The sequence below is a fragment of the Mucilaginibacter sp. 22184 genome (genome assembly GCF_052045695.1).
In the GTDB taxonomy this organism is placed as follows: Bacteria; Bacteroidota; Bacteroidia; order Sphingobacteriales; family Sphingobacteriaceae; genus Mucilaginibacter.
The window spans coordinates 270,792-290,541 of sequence record NZ_JBQEPI010000002.1; the positions used below are offsets into that span (position 1 = coordinate 270,792).

A 19,750-nucleotide genomic window follows, 5' to 3' on the forward strand; every position below is an offset into this window, starting at 1 on the left:
GGTCGCTATAGCTTGCTAACTTTTTTGAGATAATCATTTTCCGTTACCCTCCAAAACCTTGTTAATGTCTTCCAACTTGTAATACATGATACTGCCTATTTTGGTAAAGCGAAGGGTACCGTTGATGCGCAGGTTCTGTAAGGTGCCGGGTGATATATTCAGCATCTTTCTGACCTCGCTGCTTTTCAACCATTTCTTGGATTGCCCTTGCCCTGGCTGCATGATCTGTTTTAGATCGTTAAGTAATTCGTTTTTGAATTCCCGTAGATCCTCACGGGTGATTAGTTCCACATTCATCTGTCATCCTCCTTAATCTTTAATGGTTTGTTGCATAGCACCCAGTACCTGACTCTTTTTGAAGTACACCCGCTTATGCAGGCGCAAATAGGGTAAGTCTTTTTTCATCCAGTCGGTAAGCGTTACCAGTGACACGCCGAGTTCGGCGGCAAGCTCCTGCTTGGATAAAAGTCTTTCTGAATCCGGCGGCTGGTTGCCGCCTGTTTTAAAGTATTCTTGTAGTTCTGCCCTTACTGCATCCCTGATGCATTGGCTAAGGGCTTCGTGGTTAATGATCTGCATAGCATTTGTTTTGGTACAAATGTGTGCTATGCCCTGTAGATTTCTTGACCACGCAAATCTGCGTGGTCAAAATGGGGGTGTCTAAGGAAAGTTAAATGCCTTTATTAAAAATTGATTATCAGTTTAGTTACATACTTGCAAAACAACTGGCTATGTGACTGGCAAAACAAGAAATCAGCTTCGCTTTTTAGCAGGATTGATCGTAAACAGCTTTGATTTCGCTGGGATATCGGCATGTTTATCGCCCGGCTCCCGCTTGTCGCTGGGGAAATACCGGCGTATAGTTTCGTGATTTATCTCCTTATCACCCTCGCGGAAATACTTGCAGATCATCTTAGTCCAAACGCTTTGAGTTTGTGAAAACATCAGTTCTTTCCCTTCAGGGGTCTTTAGTTCCTGCATTTGCAAATACAGGTTTAAAACGGTATTGCGGTAGCCATCTTGAATATTGATATATCCCTCGGTTTCCAGCGCGGTTGCTTTTTTGAGGTCTGATTTAAGCTGGGTCACTTCTTGTTTGAGGGCATAGATTTGGGAATCCTGCTGCGCAATTACTGCATCATTAGATTTATGGATGTTCCAACGATCAAGTGAAATCAGCAGCTCTGTAAATTTTTGTAGACGTGCTATTTCCCGCTCGTTGCGTAAATGGTTCTTGTCGTAGACATCCTTATTCAATAATACATTTAGCTGCCGTTCAATGAGTGACCAGAAATATTTAAAGAATATCTCTTCTGTACCATCGGAATGATGCGATAAATAATAAGCAAGGTGGCGCTGGTAAAATTGTTTTAAACGGTCGCCAGGGATTGCAAATACACGTTTGAAAAAGTGCTTTAAAAATTGTGATCGGTCCCATTGCACAGGATTACCGATATCCAAGGTATCCATTGAAAAGTCAAAGCGGTCCCGGGGTCTAAAGTAGGTGACGCTCATAAATAGGTGATTTACTCAAAAATAAACATTTCTGAAGTTGGAAAAAAGACCTGATGGAAGGTTATCATCAAACAATCATGTGGTCGATTCAAAAAAGTGTGTTGAGTTCGTACCTCCATCAGACGCCATTAAACAGCCCAACTTGGTGGACTATATTTTACGGTGCATGATTTTAAGAAGGCTTTCAATTTTACGATGTAGCTCGTCAGAAGTGATAATTTCAACATCTTTGAAGCTGTTACGGAACATTTCAAATGCACGAAACTGCTTTTTTGAAGCATAGCATGTTTTCAGAAAATAATCAATGCCTTTGAGTTAAGGTTTGCACATCTTTTGTCTTATAGGCATGACTATAGAATCCTTTCTTAAAATGGTCGCTGATTGAGTACTTGAGAAATGCATCCAGTTAATTCTTTTGAGAGAGGGAACACATCGTCACCTCGACATGGTTTCTTTTCGACCAGTGCCGCAATGTCTATCTACGCATTTTTCTAAAAGTGATATCTTCATTATTAAAGGCTATGTTAGATGAACTATTCGAAAAAAACAAAAGCATAATCAACTCGGCACAGCGTCTTTTAAGGTAATTCACGCTAAGAAGCCTATCTTAGACTATGATTTGGCCTGATTTTATTACAACGGTTGCCTTTACCGGTTCAGATCGGTTATTTCAACTGGTTCTGCAAGAAAAGTTATATAAGCCTCTTAATGAAAGTGGTTTTCCCACTAGCTTAATTGCAGTTGAAAAAAACAATATTGTCCCTACTGACGGATTTTTATATTTCCCTTCTTGGGTTAACGTCTATCTGACAGAGGCCTTCGTTGCAAACGACTATAATCCTAAATCGGAATTTTATCTTGAGTTTGCTTCCAAGCTTGAAGATATTTTTAAAATGATTGGCAGAAAAGAAGATAGGCCAACATTGGAAACAATGAGAGCAGCCACCTATACCTTTTTTTACAAAGGCAATGATGGTAAAATATTACTTTTTCAATTGCATAACGATGTGAGTGATATCCTAACATTCAAGTTTAAACAAGCTCTTGATTTTGTTTCTGATCTGTTGGCCGAAAGATCTCCTCAAGTAGTGAATGCCATCACCGAAAGTTATTCCTATAACGAAACGGTTTATTATGTAGGCTATCAAGGTAGTTCATGGACTATTATAAACCCTTTATTATATGTGGCAGATCAAATCAATTCTGAATACAGGCAACATGCAGATTTAAGGGCTCATAAGCCAGATATTATTTTACAAGAGGATAACTTGAACCGCCGTTATACCTTTGGTGATAATTGGGTACTAGAATTCGACGGGCTTTCTACATTTCTGGATCGGCCCAATGATGTCGGATTATATTCCAGTATTTGCGAAAAAAATCTCCAGGCAGCAAGAAAATTTTATGATGAAACTATTCTGATTAGGCACCATTATTATAGCGGTAATTTTCCTATACCGGAGCAACAAAGAGAATATTTCGACTATTTTGAACTGATAACAACAGCCCTGATTTTCGCCTATAGTTCAATAGAAGCGTTTATAAATAATTTCATCCCAGAGGGTTACACTTTCACCAAACCGAATGGCACTAAAGTGATGGATAAAAATCACATCGAACGATCTCTACCTTTGACTACCAAGCTGAAAGTAATTTTCTCGGACATATATCATACACCAAATCCGGAACAGGAAACATGGTGGCAAAACCTCGCTGACCTCCAGGAACTGAGGGATCAGACTATTCATACAAAGCAACATTACTCACAGCCCCGTTACTCTAAATTACTTAGCCGGGAGATCTTTGAAACCGTACAAGTTTATAAGGTTATCATTGCTTATTATGGGAAGTTTATATTAAAGAAGGACAAAAACCTAATCAATGACTTCCCGTACAATTTTGGTTTCGACCAGGTGTACCCGGCACTAATGACCGATCGTACTTACAAAGATATTTACAATAGTCTTCACAACCCATCCACTCCTTTATAAAATATGCTAATACAAAAAACACCTTTATTTCCATGACCCAAAAGAATTCTCTGAACGAACTTTATGATCAACTGAAAAAGTTCCATTTATCCGATGGGTTGTATGTAATTGGTGCAGTAAATGCGGCGTTAAAATATGGTACCATTAAAGCGGATAGAAAGAATATACCAGATTGGATATGGGCATGGTTGCAGACCAGGGGCAAAACAGAACACGATAGGCGCTCACTATCTATTGTGCTTTCTAGGATGGCTCGGTTTCTGCTCCTTTCGTCTGCGAATGATTATAAAGGCGTTTTTCTTGACCTGAATAACCCTGCGGTTCACAAAGCCTATAATCAGGTGGTGAATTTAGAAGACTTGGAAGAATCTTTAGGAGAGGATATGTTAAATAGATTTTCTCTTTACTTTAACAGAATAGGACAAATCCAATTCCCTTTACAGGCCAGTAAAAAGACAATAATCGGCAGAGGTTTCTTATTATTTCATAAGCTCATCCTAGCCACACCGACCGATTATGAATTTGATCAGAAGTTTAAAGAATATTTTGGACTGACCCTTATCGAGTTCATGTCTACTGGCTTTGCAATGTGGATTCTGTCAAACGGCACGCTGGACTACGAGATAAAAAACGAAATAGCGGAACTTAAGCATGTCATAACCTTGGATTCTCAACGCATATTTTTGAAATTGTCCTGCGGGACGCCGCAACGCTATAGGGAATTAGTTCGTGGTACCGATTGGAAAACTCCACATAGGCTCAAGGATATGTATGCACTTGAACCATTAACGATCATGCCGGCCGTTAAAGTTGAAAAGTCTTCAAAATTATCATCTACGACCTATGTTGTCCCGCAAGCCAAATACCTGCTTGATAGGGCTAGCTCCGGGATATTTTATTTGTTGGGAGATAAGGAAAAGGAATTGGCCGCCAAGGAAGGAAAGACAGGTAAAAATCCGTTCAGGAATGCCTTCGGAATGGTGTATCGCGCCTATGTTGGCGAACATTTGTCAATTTCGGGCAAACATAATTTTATTGATCTCGATAATGATTTTGTTCAAACGTCCGGGAAACTCCCTGACTTTGCGATTATTCAGGGGGATATATGCATATTATTCGAAGTCAAAACTTCGCTGCTCAATATTGATTCTCGCACCTATTTCGATAAGCAAATGTTGGAAAAGGAAGTGAAATCCGGCAACATTCAAAAGGCAATGAAGCAATTAACGGATTTCAAGAAAAGAATATTAACAGCGCAAATAGATGATGCAAGCTTTTCAAAAATAGCTTCAGTTGTTAGTGTGATTGTCGGCTATGAGGATATTTTTTCAATCAATTCAACGCTGTTACCTATGCTCGACAACCTTAATGGGGCATTGGTAGATGACCTTCAATTTGCCTCAATCTCGGATATCGAAGCCATTGGCAGCGCTATTGACCAACAATTGAATATTATAGAAATGATTCAAAAAAAGGTGGAAAGTCCTGCCGAACGGCAATGGTCTATAGCTACCCTTTTCCATAAAGATATGGATCACAGAAATTCTATATTGGATCAAGCCTTTAATGAGTTCATTGTAAAAATGGGTGTTCCGGGGTTTACAGGTAAATCAGTTTAAAAAACTTAACCGAACCGTTTTCCATTCATCCAGGGCTTTAAACTGGTATAAAAATCTGCATTAATCTCCCTATACTCACTTAAAGGGTCGGCGGTAAAATCATATCCAGCCCACCGCGTAAAGTAAGCTTCCAATATTTGATACAACTGAGGGTCTATCTTTTTTAGTTGAAGCAGTTCCGCATCGTAGTTGAATATTGGGTTTGGATCACATTTAAACGCGAAGTATTTACCAATGAAATTTCTGATCGCTGAAAGGTTATATAAGGCACCCTGTTTATAATAACGGGCTATCTGACCAATAAAACCAGGTTCCGTTTTATATTCGTGGTAGTCGAACAAAAACAGACTCCTCTCGAATCCTCTTTCAAGATATAAGGGTAACATCAAGGTATGGGCGATACTATTGGTAACGTGCTCAGCCAAAGGGAGATCAAGCAATTGTTTTAAGATATTGCTCTGCCACATCGTGTTTTTGAAATTGCCAGCGATATATGCTTCATGGTAATCAATATAAGCATGCAACAACTCGTGGGTGAACGCATCTACGGAATAAACGCCTACGGGAATATAGAAGGTAATCGCATTTCCTATAGTATATACTGAATGTTCACCGTTATATGATGGTTCGAAACTTACCTCAAATTTTGACTGGACTTTCTCAAAAAGATCTTCGTTTCTTGAATCGATAAGCCTGGAATGATCAATTGTACTATCCATATTTCAATTTCATTTTTAGCGTGCAAAATTGTTGGTTTTTAAAATCGGTGCCTGTTATGAGTAATTTTAAAATCCACACTGTAACCTTTTGTCTGGTTTGTCCATATGTCTTTTTTGACAGATAATTTGGCAAGCGTATTTTCAGAAGTGGTATTCTTTTCCTTAACTATTGCATCTTTGATTTTATGCGGTAAAGGTTCACCGAATACATTTTGATAAACTATTTCCGAGCATTGACTTAATTGCGTCAGGGAACCTGAATTATCTATAGTTCCGTTATAAACTTTCAACCCAATATGTAATTCGGTCGCTATCAATTGCTCGCCAAGTACCATAAAAGTAATGGTATCTGAAAATATCGGGTCATCGGTCAGCTTAAAAGGAAAAGAAATCGAGCAGAATTCGTCATCCATAGTGTTTCGGTAATCGGGAGTCTCAATCCCTTTTGAAGCAAGCAAATCTTTAACCTGATAGGGCGACCATCCGAGTCCCTCGTTAACGGTATGCGGGTTTTGCTCTGCATCCTGCAAGGTTTTAACTAAAGTAATGGCCTTATCTACCTCCTCACGGGTTTGCAGATTCTTGGTGAAAACCATTCTTTTCCAGCGTTCCATTCCCTCAAGGTCACCATTAAACCGAAGCATCGCTTTTAGCATAGCATATTTATAAACGCCAGGTAGCTTGAACTGACGCTTTAAAGCTACAAAGGCTGTTTCGTAATGGGTAAACATCGCTATTCCATACAAAAATGGGACGAACATCAGCGATAAGCACAGTGGCATGATGAACTGCATTGCGGTCAACCGGTTAAGATAGTCGGTATAATGATGAAACAAATGGATAACAACAACGGCTAAAGAAATCAGTCCGATTAACATAAATACACCATTCATCAGTTTATGCACTTGGCGGTGTTCTGGTTTCTTTTCACTAAAAGCAAGCATTCCGCCAATAAAGACCGCCACAGGAACCATTAAAAGTTCAATCCACCAGTCGAACGTATATAAGCCGAAAATGTATTCAAATATGATTGCAAAAGCAACTAAGGGTCGAACCACCTGCTTGACAAATTTTTGAAAGCTATTGATCTTCGCGGCATTATACATCAATGGCAAAGCAACGAACAGAAACCACATAACGGTGTCTTTAACCAGTGAGGCATCCCATATTTTGACCTTGAAAAGTACCCAAACGCATACAAAAAGATAACTCAACGCAAGCGCGTAAGCGTAAATAAATTGCTTACAGAAGAAAGCCTTAACTAGATCGATAAGAGAGGAACGGTTCTTTCCTGAGAAAAGAAAAACTATTAAAAATAGGGTGCCCCAAATTAAGTACGCAATCTCCCGAGTGTTGAACATGATGCAAGGTTTTGACTTATTTATCAAAGATAACTAAAGGAACAATGCAAAAACTAAAAATATTAGTAAATAGTTATAGATTAGAAAATTAATAGTAGTCAATAAGAAATTCCGTTTTCCACAATAATGCAGAGGGAAAGTTCTTTAAGCGATTAAAGAAGGTATTGGAGCAAATACTTAAATGTTTTTCCGAAACTTCCACTTAGACATTTATTCGGGTAGGGTGAAATCACGAAGCTAGGCATGACATCAATACTTATGCGCCATTATTGGTAATTTGAATTTGATGGCCTATCAGGCGGATCTCCATGGAAAGCCTAATATTTTATTAAAAACCCTTCCAGAATAATCCTTACAGGGGAACTGAAAATGAATAGAAAGCCACAGGCTTGTTGTATTTCAATATCCCTACGCGATAATATTCGTTATGTTGTATAGTCACTAATTAGTTGCGTGTCCTTTGAATAAACGTTTTATAGATAAATGTTCGCTATAACTGTCGTAACAACTACATGTTTTCCGGTTACAAATTCTTTTCTTCGCGATCACTGCATCCAGAACTCCTTTTTCCCTGGTACTTTTCAGATAAACTAATGCTTCATCGTATAATCCCGCTTTGGTGTCTTTCCAGGAAAGTCCTGGTGCATCAATAATTAATCTGCTTAAATTACCGCTTAACTGCAATTCACCCTCTATATAAGGTAAGAGCATCATGGCCCCGAAGTTTCCGAGTTGATAATGCTGCTCAAATTCTTCTGCTGAAGTGAAGTACCGCCGTTCCAAACTATCGTTTGGTAACCATCTGTCCGGATTTACTTTTGTGATTCTTACAAAACTTAACGGATGGGTTATTAGCAGAGTCAACGGGAATTCAAACAAAATAGGACCGTAATGATTGATATCTCTTTTGCGGGCATGTATATCAACAAAATCCAAAAACACATCATTATAAATGTGATATTGTTTATCCAGCCAGTCAGTGTACTGGCTTGTTTGAAAAAGGCCCCTTTGTTCAACTTGCTGTCGTGACAGCAGCGAACCTTGTTCCATATAAGTACAGGAAGTTCTAACCATATTGGCATGAAATAAAAAACCAGCTCCCTTTTTTACAAGAATATCATAAATTTTTCTTGGGTCTAAATCATGCGGTTGTATATTGATACCGTCCTTCACAATGGTTATCGCTTCGGTTTGGATGGGAGTCCCGTTAACTAAAGAGTGCCGTTCAGCACAATTTGGGCACGAAAAAAACATCATCTCATTTTTATCGGCTATCGGCTGTAGAAGAACATTCATTACAGCTTTACAACGGCAGATAAATTCTTTCATCTCAGGCTTCAGGTCACTCATGTGTCGATAAGCTATTTGTATTTCCCTTTTTCACTATTAGTTGGTTTTGAATTTGTGATGGGCTTCACAGTTTTATTAACTGGAGTAAACCTTTAAGTCGATGTTCGCAACCACATGTAGATAGTGGGCTGTATTTCCCAAAAGCAAGCGAATATCATTAGATACATTGGCTTTAGCCATTCCCGGTTGAACAATGGACATATGAAACTTCATTTTTTTAGTCCATTTTGCTGCTGTCAAAAGTGCTTCAAGCTGATCCGTTGTACCCTTTACCAAACGGCTGCAAGTCACACCGTTTTCGGTTTTGTCTAGTTTCCTGAATAGCTGTTCAAAAAAATCTTTACCTGGCTTATATTTCCAGTTAACCGATTTTTGAGTTTGTCCACAGACCTGATAAAAATTATCAATGTCATTTCCTACAATTCCACCTTTTGCATATTTCAAATGAAATAAGTGAACATCTATTTGCTGATCCGAATCATTAATGCAAATAATATCTGCTATTTCTCCTTTACCGTCACCGTCATATACGATTTGATAATCATTAAGAATTTGTTGTATAAATGTATACTGTATTGAGTCCTGAACATATGGTGTTACCCCTTGTGATTCTTTATTTAAAGCAACACCAGGCCAGGTTTGGCTAATAATACGGTCAAGGGGAAATAAGGCTGCTTGCTCACGCTGTTTGATGTACTGATTTTGCAGCAATTGCGAACCATCTGCGAACCAAAATACTGGTGTATATTTTTGAAAAAACTCGTCCAGTGGCTGATTAGTTGATCCAAATTCAATTCGGGCGTCTGTCTGTCCCAATTTATTAATCTTAAATGTTGGTTGTGGTTTCCCGTCAATTATAATCTCTGATAACACTAACTCAAACGTTACTTCAAATTGTTGCGTACTGATTGAAAAAAGCAGACTAGGGTTATTCTGATCGTCAACCGTCTCTATATCAATGTCCCACAAATAATAGCGAATTCCGTTCAGGTAAATCTCATACCGGCTATCTGTAAACTGATACATTTCCGGATGCCAGTCCACTGCGACAGCTTTCTGAGGCGGCCTTGATGAGATTTTCTTAACTTGTAATGTGTGTTCTAATACCGTATTCGGATTAATCGTCGGGTCTTCAACTATATCTCCCACTATTCGGCACCATTTAGTTAATTCATCAAGATTGCCACGCAAGTAGGACCATATTTTCCCTTTTACAGAGCAGCCCAAGGATACTTTCTCCCCATCTTTGTAACCGACTCCGAATATGTTATTTTTAATTAGAGTGCCTTGTTCCAGCATATCTAACCCATCCTGTACCCCTTTCCCATAAAAGGACCGGAAACTTATATCCTGACCTATACCAGGTCTGCCACCTACATTAAATAATGATAACCGATGGACCTCATGAAAAATACGAAAGACTTCCATTCCGGTAACTTTGGTTGTATTTCCTTCAAAGATTGAGTGAACTAATTTTTCCGTCTGTAAACCTTTAATCGAAGTATTAATAAATATGCGATTCACATTAGGACGGAGATCCCAAAATAATGTGATCATGTCCCATTCTAAATTTTGAACAGTGTCAAAATCACCCCAATCTACCCTGCTGATTTTACCAAGGATAATAACTAGTGTATTTTCGTGTGAATTAACGCTACTATACTGATGCTCGTAAGCATTCAAATTACTTATTCCTACCCGCCAATTGTCAGGGTGCCACGTATCTCCATCATGTCTGAAAATCACTGTACTCAGTGCCGGATTGATATTTTGAAATGGTATATTAGAGTCTTCTAAATCTTCAAATCCCGATAAAAAATCTTTAAAATTTATCTCTTTTTGAGTTGCAGCTTCACTAAGAACTGGCAACAATAGATTCCAGTCTGCATCTTTAGCGTATAATTGATCCAACTCTGCCTTAATTGGCGGATATGCGGAATTTGTAATAAAACTTGCTTCGCCCAACAAATCATAAGCCGTACGCGTGAAACGTCCAATGAACTGTAATGTTATTGGAAGGCTTTGTCTCTCATCGTGAATCGCAGCTATCTTTAACTCTGGTAAATCAAACCCTTCACCCAGCATATCCACACAAACAATAATTGAGTGCTCTTTGCGTCTTATAGCGCGGACTAAATCACTTAATCCGGGTCGGCCTGTGTACACAACTACTGGATTTAAATCAACATGCTTTTCGTAAAACGGAAACACTTCGTTTGCACGGTCTTTGTTCATACACCTCGCCATGATAATGTGAGGGAAACCAGCAGCCCTATCTTTTCTTAATTGCTCAATAGCTTTTTCAGCTATAAGTTCATCCGCCTTATTTTTATCATATTCACGAATTGGTAAAAAATTAATCTTTTTATAATACTTCTGCTCCTGGGCTTTTTTAAGAGAGAAATTGAAAATGTATTTACCTTTTAGTTTTTTTCCGTCATTTCTGTACGGCGTAGCAGTAAACAAGAAAACTTTTTCCTTTTTAAATCTCCTTATAAACTGCTGCCAGGTACTGGCTTCCGAATGATGAGCCTCATCTACAAACAAATGCGTAAAACGGTCAGCCATTAATTGCTGAATTTCGTTTGTTCCGCCCGCTGCAATGCTCATAGTTGTGACCACTACATTTACTTTATCTATAAATTCCGTGAGTTGGCCAGGATCAAGTATTTTATTACCAATTATGCCAATAATAGGATTAAAAGCATCGGTGCCAACAATACCAAATTCCTTTAATAAACCCAATGTCAGAAATTTTCCGGCTAATTGTCCCCGCAAGGAATCCGATGGAACAGTAACCAATAATTTTTCGCACTTATTGGAAACCATAGTACAGAGCATGGTTTCTGTTTTACCTGTACCTGTTGGCATTACAACAATACCGATGTCATCTGCATTTTGAGTATGGCCAAGTATCGAATGCAAAGCACCCAGTTGAGGAGGCCGAAGACCAGGGATTGTGTTGATGGGATCTTCTTTTAAAAAAAAGAACCGATTCGTCCATGAATCAATTACCTCCTGCGGGGTAACCGTAATTATTAATGGATGTTTAAGCCAGTGTGATAGTCTTAGATTACCTGTTATAATATCCTTTTTAGTCGGCTTTCGTCCTGCCAAAACAACCCGGTCAAATTCATCTATTAATTGATCGTCCAGTTTGTTTGTTATTAACACCTGTTCATCACCATATTGCACAACAAAGGGAGTGACACTAATCAATGTTACATCGGCACTAAAGGCTGCTTTTTGAAAATGATGAAGAATGAAATTACGTTGTTCGGCAAATATCTGATTACGGATACTAGGAAAATTTATAATTGGCATAGATTTCGGTTAGGTATTTAAAGATGCTATTATTTTTTAAAATATTAAAAATTCAAATGTATGATACATGCCATTCTTTTTTTTACGGGAAACCGTAGAGATAAATGAATTGCGTATATTACATTATATACAGATTCTCTATACAAGCAGCTTACACTAAGACCTGTTTTATCAAGACCTCATGAAATGCTACATTTGAATATTGAACATTACGAGCTCGCCAACAATATCTTGAAAATAATTCCTTACAATTTAGTTGTATGTTGAACGATTATTCCGATAGTAACAAAGGGGTGTTTTTTATAAAGACCTATTGGAAAGATAAATACTTGAACAATACTCTGAAACTAATCAGACTTTAAAACTTGCGAAGATTATTATCACTTTGTATCTTTATATAAAAATAGTAGCATAATTCTAGGGTCAATTAGTGGCCATCGGTGAGCACCTAGTGAGCAGGGTCAGAATTCAGAATATTGATATTGAAAGTGAGCCTCTTACGCGAATTTCCGCGTTCCCTCCGGCTCCACTAAAAAAACCTTGTAAATCAATTATTTACAAGGTTTTTTTTATTCATTCCTAAACTACTATACAAGAATGGGTGAGCCGATGAATTAGTCTGGATATTTTCTTTACTTCCTACAATTACTTATCTGACATATTAACACTATCCTTAACATTATTCTCCTCACTACTACGATAATGCTTAGGCGACACTCCATTCTTTTTTTTGAAGAGCTTGGAAAAATAAAATACCGATTCGAAGCCGGTTTGTTCTGCAACTTCATTGATATTTAATATCGTTGTGTTCAGCAAATTTTTTGCACGCTCAAGGCGAAGGTTAAGATGATATTGATTGGGCGATTCGCCGGTGAGCTTTTTAAATGATTTGCGAAAAGATGAATATCCCATCGGTATTTCGCGCGCAAGTTTCTCCATATCCAGATTATCTTCAAACGATTCCTGAATAATAAATTTGGCCTTAGCGATGAGTTTGCCTATCCGGTCGTCAGGAGATTCATGATGAAGCATGATGGTGTTTATCAAGCCCAAGATCTGCATGGTGATCCCGGCAATTTGTTGAGGATAGCCAGGCAAAGCCACTTGTATGGTTTCCAATAAAGTCGTAAAAAGAACAAGAATATCTTTATTCAGTCCTAAAAAAACAAATGGGTTTTGCCGATCAAAAAATTCCTGCTGCATTAGGTTTTGAATGTAGTACCCATTAAAGCCAACCCAATATTCCTCCCATCCCACTTTCGGATCGGGTTTATAGCGGTGTAAAACCCCGGGAAAAAGGAAAAAGCAGGTGCCTGCTACTACCTCAAAAGGTTCGGTTGAATCTGATGCATAAACACCTTTTCCTTTTGAGATAAAAACGAGGTAAAAATCATTCAGTATCCGCCCCCTGTTCCAGGTTAATTCATGACTTTGCGGATGCTGCTGGTTGGGATAATGCTCATTGGCATCTACTTTTGAATATCCTGCTGTGGTAACATACATCCCCCATCTCTCTTCAAGAGCATTAATAGTCAGGTATTTAAAATAACTCTTTTTCAATTACAAATCTGTTAAATTAAGTGCAGCCCCCTATTTAGTATTCTTGGTTTTATTAACCTTTATAGGCAAAGATATCCAGGCTAAACCAATATCGCGCCCCATATGACCAATGCTGTTCCCGGCAGATGCGTCATACAACATGGCTAATTTGCTCCCTGCTTTTATTACGGTTGGCATCCCAATAGCTCCTTTTGCCCAGCTGCAATTGGTAGCATCGAGCACAATTGCCTTGTTATGGGTATCCCATTTCTCGAGGTCTTTTGACCAGTAAACCCAGATAGCATCGGTATATTCGTCACCAGCATCGTTGATACCGATATGATTGGTAAACAGGTACCAGGTTTTACTGCTATCATCAAAATATAATGAGGAATTTTCGACCTGCTCTGTCAGTGGAAAAATCGGCTTGGCCGACAATTGCCAGGTGGCGTTCAGATCACTGGTTTTGGCCAAACCTAATGAACGTTTAGTGCCCGAACTATCCTGTGTGGCCGCGCTGAAAAACTGCAAAAACCGCCCCTTATATTTCACAATAAACCCAGGGCTTGACGTTACAGAATAATAACTATGCTCTTTTTGCGGAAAAGGGGTAACATCATATTGTTTTTTCCACGGCCCCGACAATGACGCCGAGCGAGCTTTCATAGTTAGATAAGGAAAGGCCGGAATACGATCCGGGGCTGGCGATGTATGAGGCGTTCCCAGGTAAAACATATGCCACACGCCATTGTCTTTAATTACCCACGGTGCGGAGGCACTTTTGGAATCTGGCTTTGTGCTATCACCTAAGGTTAAGATCGGGCCTTTTTTTGTCCAAATCTTTAAATCTTTACTTACAGCCAGGCATGCAAGCCAGCCTGTCTTACCAGCGCCGTCATAAAACAAGTAATAATTGCCGTTATCTTTGTTCACTATGGCCTCACGGGCACCATAAGTATCGCAGCTATCTGCTCCGTCACCATGCTTTAGTACCACGCCTTCATCCACGCAGCTTAACCGGTATGTGGCATTGGGACGGCCATCTATATATCTTTTTTGCGCCGGTACCGTACAAGTACTCGTAATCATAATCGTTAACAACAGTATTAAAGTACGCGGATAATTCATCATATGATCATGTTTAAAAATCAAATAAGGCAGGTATCAACTACCTGCCTTATTAAATAAAAGTACAATTTAATAACCCGGATTTTGAGTAAGTTTTGTATTTATCTGTAACTCGCGGAAAGGTATAGCATAAATAAACCTGTTCTGCGTAATGTTAAAAGTACTTGGCAATAGCCAACCGTACAATGCTTTAAGCCGTACACCTTTAGCAGTAAGTACATCAATAGCCATGTTATTGCGAATAAGGTCTGTCCAGCGGTGATTTTCAAATGCCAGCTCATGGCGCATTTCATCAGCTACGTTTTGCTTGGTTGCGGCGGTAAGATTAGCTAAGCCAGCCCTTTGTCTCACCTGGTTTAAATACGGCAAAGCATCAGCAGCTTTACCTTCGGCAACAAGGCACTCTGCCAATAACAGCAGCGCCCCCGAATAACGGTAAACCGGCCAGTTATCATCGGTATTATACTCTACCTGGAATGGTGGGTGCAGGTATTTTTTTATGAAGTAATAATACGCTAAACCAACGGTAGGCTTGTAATCAACCGGGCTTTTTACGGCAGTAGTTGTTAGTACCTCATTGGTAACCGTACCCTCGGCCACCGCAATCGATGCAGGTAGTCTCAGGTCGCCTTTTTCGTAAGAATCAACCATTTCCTGTGTGGGTACATTCCAGCCACCGCTGGCCAGGCCGCCACGGGCATTGGTGCCACGTAAACCTAATATCACCTCGGAGTTGGTTGTTTTAGGAATAAAGCGCCAGATAAAATCGCTTTGCTGCCCGTCGTTACCCATTTTATATTGTACCTCAAAGATCGATTCCTTACTGTTTTTATTGGCAGGGTCAAATACAGCGGCATAATCGCTCAATAAACCATAATTCATTTTTGTAATATCCAATAAAGCGGATTCGGCTTTTGCATACTCTTTGGTTGCTTTTGACATATAGCTGTAGGCCAGTAACATTTTTGCCGCACCTTGTGTTGCCCTGCCTGTTTGCGGAAAAGTTTTGGCAATTGGCAGCACTGGTATAGCGGTATTAAGGTCGGTGATAATCTGGTTGTAAACCTCATCGGCTGTATTGCGGGGTAAAAACGCGCCGCTTACATCGGTTACCTCTGTTAATTGCAAAGGCACACCGCCGTAATGCTGTACCAGATCGTAATAATAAAAGGCCCTTAAAAACAAAGCTTCGCCCGAGATCTGGTCTTTATCGGCTTTTGCTAATGTTGATTTATCAAGCCGTGTCAATATTGTATTTACCTGGGCTATTCCCGAATAATCATTACCATAGCGGTTACCAGGATTATTGGGTTCCTGGCTGCTGATATTATTATCAATAAACTCGGCCATAGCCTCGGCACTGGTTGAAGTTCCTCTATCGGCAGAGTAAAGCGTAAAAAATGTATTGTCAGATCGCATTTCGTCCATATAAATGCCGGTAAATGCTACCGTACGTAAATTGTTGTATGCGCCGGTAAGAGCTTGGTTGTACTGGGCAGCATCTTTAAAAAACGATGCCGAACTAAGACTGGTTTGAGGTACAAGGTTTAGCGTTTCTTTTTTACAGGATGCCAAACTGAGTACGCTTAATATGATGATAGCTGTTTTTTTCATTTTGTTTGTTATTAAAGTAATCAATATCAAAAACCTGCATTTAAACCAAAGGATATGGTTCTGGGAATTGGGTAGCCTGTAAAGTCGCGGCCTTGGTTTAATCCGTTCAGACCCGCAAAACCTGCTTCCGGGTTAAGACCGGGGTATTTGGTGAAAATAAATAGGTTTTGTGCGCTTATATTTGCACGCAGGCTTTTTAAATATTTGTTGCTTTTTACAGGGAAAGTGTATCCCAGGGTGATATTTTTTATAGCGATATAATCGGCTTTAAATACTTGGCGACTGGTAAAATTCCTGAAATCGGCAGTGGTACCGGCTCTTGTTCTGGGATATACGCCATCGCCTGGATCCTGTTCTGACCGCCAGCGGTTAGCCACTCCTTTCCTTACGTTGAATACACCATCCAGGTTTTCTGTTGATTGAAACGCATCGTCAGCGATATCATTCCCCACCGACCCGGCAGCTACTATACTTAAATCGAAACTTTTATAAGAAAAACTATTGGTGATACCATATACAAACTTGGGGTTTGGGTTGCCTATAAATGTACGGTCGTAGCTATCAATTTTACCGTCTGGCACACCATTTGGGCCGCTTACATCTTTAAAGCGCGCGGTACCAACCATAGCGGTTGCATCATGCGGTTCGGTATCAAACTGTTGTTGGGTCATGTAAACACCCGTGTTGATGTAACCGTAAAACAAACCTATTGGGTGCCCTACCGCGGTTCTGTTATCATCCCAATATTCGTTGTAGCCGCCAATGGGTGCATTATTGGTGCCCAGGCTTTTAACAATATTTCGATCAAAGGATATATTGAAATTGGTATTCCATTTAAACGCACCTACCAGGTTTTTGGAGCCAATGGTAAACTCATGTCCCCAAAAGTCAAATCGCCCAACGTTTGAGGTGATGGTAGAAAATCCTGATTGTACCGGAATGTCAATGCCGTATAGCAGACCATCAGTTTTTTTCCAATAATAATCATAAGTAAAAGTAAGACGACTGTTAAACATTTCCAGGTCGAGCCCAAGATCGTAGCTTGTGGTGGTTTCCCAGGTCAGGTTATTGTTGCCAATACCGCTAAGTGTTTTGCCCGGTACCACCTGGTTGCTAAAAACGTAGTTACTGGTATTAACAGAGGCCAGGTAACTGTAATCGCCAATGTTATTGTTACCTACTTTACCATAATTGGCCCTTACTTTTAAAAAGCTGATGTCCTTAATGTTTTTCAAAAAGCTCTCGTCAGATATAACCCAACCTACTGATACGGAAGGAAAATTACCATACTTGTTATTCGGGCCGAATTTTGACGAACCATCCCGGCTATAGGCCAGCTCCAACAGGTATTTAGAATCATAGTTATACCTAAAGCGCCCCACATACCTGATTAGCGACCATTGCGTAGCACCAACATTACCCAGCTTGGTGGTGGCAGCGCTTATCCACTGAACATTATCATCCGGAAACTGCGTGCCGTTGATATTACTGTTTTCAAACGAATACTTTTGGGCTGTATAACCGCCAAGCAGGTCAAAATTATGCTTCCCTCCTAATGTTTTCTGATAGTTAAGGGTATTTTCGGTAAGCCATGTTACAAAACTGCTGGTGTTGTAACTGCCTGTAGCCGGTTGCGGTGGTGCGCTGCCCAAGCCACCCTGCGCTGTTGATGGTGTAAACTGACGGTTAATGGTATTATCGGTATTAACATTTACAGTCGACTTAAACTTCAATCCGTCAATAATCTTCACTTCGGCCCAGGCGTTTGCGAGAACCCTTGCCGCTTTGGTTTTATTTACACGCTGGGTAACCACCAGGTAATAGTTAGGATTGGGGAACATTCCTGGCTGTGAAAACGAAACAGGATAGGTCCCATCAGGATTTTTATAATTCAGCGTAGGATCCATCAGGTAAGCGTTTTCGATAATGTTACGGCCGTTATCAAGTCCGGGTACTACCTGGTTATTACCATAAGATAATTCCAGGTTGACGCCCAGCGTTAACCTGTCAGACGCGGTGTAGATATTGTTAGTACGCCCGGTAAAACGCTCATCCTGCGAGTTAAGCACCACGCCTTGTTGTTTGTTATAGTTTAAGTTCACCACCGTTTTCAGATCTTTATTACCAGCGCTGTAGGCCAGGTTATAATTCTGCGTAACTGCTGTGCGCAACAAAACATCAAACCAATTGGTGCCCGATGTACCTGCATATTGGGCCGGATTTTGGTAAACCGCAGGCACACCGCCAGTATAACCTTCATAAGTGGCAGCATCCTCGTACCATTCCTTTTTATATTGAGCAAATTCCTGGGCATTCATCAGGTCGGGTTTACCACGGTCTGGCACCGATTGAAACCCTGTGTAAGCGCTAAAATCAAGGCTTTTTTGACCAAGTTTAGCCTGCTTGGTAGTTACCAGCACAACCCCGTTGGCCGCACGCGAACCATACAAAGCCGCCGAGGACGCATCCTTTAATACCGATATAGACTCAATTTCATCTGGACTTAAGCTTTGTAATCCGCTCACCGTAGGGAACCCGTCAATTACGATAAGCGGACTATTGCCCGCGTTAATGGATGCCGCACCACGAACCCGGAAAGACATCTCGGCCCCCGGCGTACCCGAGTTTTGATTGATCTGGACACCGGCCAGTTTGCCTTGTAGCTTTTGCCCTATGTTTGCCACGGGCATATCTTTAACCTCTTTGGTGTTTATAGAGCTTACAGCCCCGGTAATTTCCCGCTTATTTTGCGTACCGTAACTTACTACAACTACCTCTTTCAAGTTTTGCGAGAGCGAAGCCAATCGTATATTAATAGGCTCTGCATTTTGAACCGTAAATTGTTGTTCTTTATACCCCACATATCGGAACACCAAAACACTACCAACCGCGGCAGTAATTTTAAACCGGCCGTTTACATCTGTTTGCGTGCCAGTTCCGGTGCCTTTTACAGATACGGTGGCGCCAATGATCGATTCGGAGTTTACCGAATCTTTTACAGATCCGGTTACGATGACCTGGGCCTGCGAAAGGAGCGGAACGCAGAGCAGCAACCCAAAAATGAGCCGCAAGCTGAACTTCCATGGTTTAATAAGTAAAAGTTTTCTTTTCATAATTTTAGTTTGATTATAAGTTGATTAATTGGGCAGGTTAGAGCATAGCGATGCCAGGCCAGGATAAAATGGCTGTTTTAGGCAAGTGCATTAATAAAATATGGGGATTTGTATTTCGGAAAATTAAGCCTGTGCCAAATATCCGAAAAGACCTATGAGCCTATCACGGGCTGTTTGCTTGATCCTCTAACGGAAAAACCACAGCTTCCGGATGTATCATAGCCAATTGCACTATTTTAAGTAATACAGTTTTATAACATAAAGTCATTTTTTTACCATGATAAAAAGGTTAATTAGTTTGTAGAAATAGTAAAATTTATAGATATGCCTTAGCCGGCAACGGCAAATAATTGTTATATCAAACTTATGCCAACTGTAAAGGCTTTCAAATACACAATTTGAATTATAATTTGTACTTTTTGGCAAATTTTACGGGTTCATCATTTTAGCCGATCGCCCAGATACAAACTATTTACC

Annotated in this window: 13 protein-coding genes; 2 read left to right on the top strand and 11 right to left on the bottom strand. The window is 40.0% G+C overall.

Features of this window, described 5'->3' with window-relative positions; genetic code table 11:
- Positions 1-33 precede the first annotated feature (33 nt).
- The 3 genes from ACTJKG_RS06285 to ACTJKG_RS06295 all read right to left on the bottom strand — a co-directional run bounded on the left by ACTJKG_RS06285 (position 34) and on the right by ACTJKG_RS06295 (position 1,515).
- On the bottom strand, positions 34-297 hold the full coding sequence (locus ACTJKG_RS06285; RefSeq protein ID WP_440738660.1) for a helix-turn-helix domain-containing protein: 264 nt from the start codon (positions 295-297) through the stop codon (positions 34-36).
- A gap of 12 nt (positions 298-309) precedes the next feature.
- Positions 310-579, bottom strand: coding sequence for a helix-turn-helix transcriptional regulator (locus ACTJKG_RS06290; RefSeq protein ID WP_440738661.1), 270 nt, complete (start codon positions 577-579; stop codon positions 310-312).
- Positions 580-753: 174 nt separating this feature from the next.
- Positions 754-1,515, bottom strand: a complete 762-nt coding sequence (locus ACTJKG_RS06295; protein WP_440738662.1) for a hypothetical protein — start codon at positions 1,513-1,515, stop codon at positions 754-756.
- A 614-nt stretch (positions 1,516-2,129) separates the two neighbouring features.
- On the opposite strand from ACTJKG_RS06295, the gene ACTJKG_RS06300 reads away from it, so the two are divergent.
- Positions 2,130-3,506, top strand: coding sequence for a hypothetical protein (locus ACTJKG_RS06300; RefSeq protein ID WP_440738663.1), 1,377 nt, complete (start codon positions 2,130-2,132; stop codon positions 3,504-3,506).
- A 32-nt stretch (positions 3,507-3,538) separates the two neighbouring features.
- Positions 3,539-5,125 carry a hypothetical protein gene (locus ACTJKG_RS06305; protein ID WP_440738664.1) on the top strand — a complete coding sequence of 529 codons (1,587 nt, stop codon included), beginning with the start codon at positions 3,539-3,541 and terminating at the stop codon, positions 5,123-5,125.
- Positions 5,126-5,130: 5 nt separating this feature from the next.
- On the opposite strand, the gene ACTJKG_RS06310 is transcribed toward ACTJKG_RS06305, so the two are convergent.
- The 8 genes from ACTJKG_RS06310 to ACTJKG_RS06345 form a co-directional block, all read right to left on the bottom strand.
- A complete protein-coding gene (locus tag ACTJKG_RS06310) occupies positions 5,131-5,844 on the bottom strand; it encodes a hypothetical protein (protein ID WP_440738665.1) in 714 nt (237 codons plus the stop codon).
- A gap of 38 nt (positions 5,845-5,882) precedes the next feature.
- A complete protein-coding gene (locus tag ACTJKG_RS06315) occupies positions 5,883-7,205 on the bottom strand; it encodes a hypothetical protein (protein ID WP_440738666.1) in 1,323 nt (440 codons plus the stop codon).
- 441 nt (positions 7,206-7,646) lie between these two features.
- On the bottom strand, positions 7,647-8,555 hold the full coding sequence (locus ACTJKG_RS06320; protein WP_440738667.1) for a hypothetical protein: 909 nt from the start codon (positions 8,553-8,555) through the stop codon (positions 7,647-7,649).
- A gap of 75 nt (positions 8,556-8,630) precedes the next feature.
- Positions 8,631-11,879, bottom strand: a complete 3,249-nt coding sequence (locus ACTJKG_RS06325; RefSeq protein ID WP_440738668.1) for a DEAD/DEAH box helicase — start codon at positions 11,877-11,879, stop codon at positions 8,631-8,633.
- Between the two features lie 645 nt (positions 11,880-12,524).
- A complete protein-coding gene (locus ACTJKG_RS06330; protein WP_440738669.1) occupies positions 12,525-13,439 on the bottom strand; it encodes a helix-turn-helix domain-containing protein in 915 nt (304 codons plus the stop codon).
- A 30-nt stretch (positions 13,440-13,469) separates the two neighbouring features.
- Positions 13,470-14,549, bottom strand: coding sequence for a hypothetical protein (locus ACTJKG_RS06335; RefSeq protein ID WP_440738670.1), 1,080 nt, complete (start codon positions 14,547-14,549; stop codon positions 13,470-13,472).
- A gap of 66 nt (positions 14,550-14,615) precedes the next feature.
- Positions 14,616-16,160 (bottom strand): RagB/SusD family nutrient uptake outer membrane protein, encoded by a 1,545-nt coding sequence (locus tag ACTJKG_RS06340; RefSeq protein WP_440738671.1) that lies wholly within the window; start codon positions 16,158-16,160, stop codon positions 14,616-14,618.
- A 26-nt stretch (positions 16,161-16,186) separates the two neighbouring features.
- Positions 16,187-19,273 carry a SusC/RagA family TonB-linked outer membrane protein gene (locus ACTJKG_RS06345; RefSeq protein WP_440738672.1) on the bottom strand — a complete coding sequence of 1,029 codons (3,087 nt, stop codon included), beginning with the start codon at positions 19,271-19,273 and terminating at the stop codon, positions 16,187-16,189.
- Positions 19,274-19,750 lie beyond the last annotated feature (477 nt).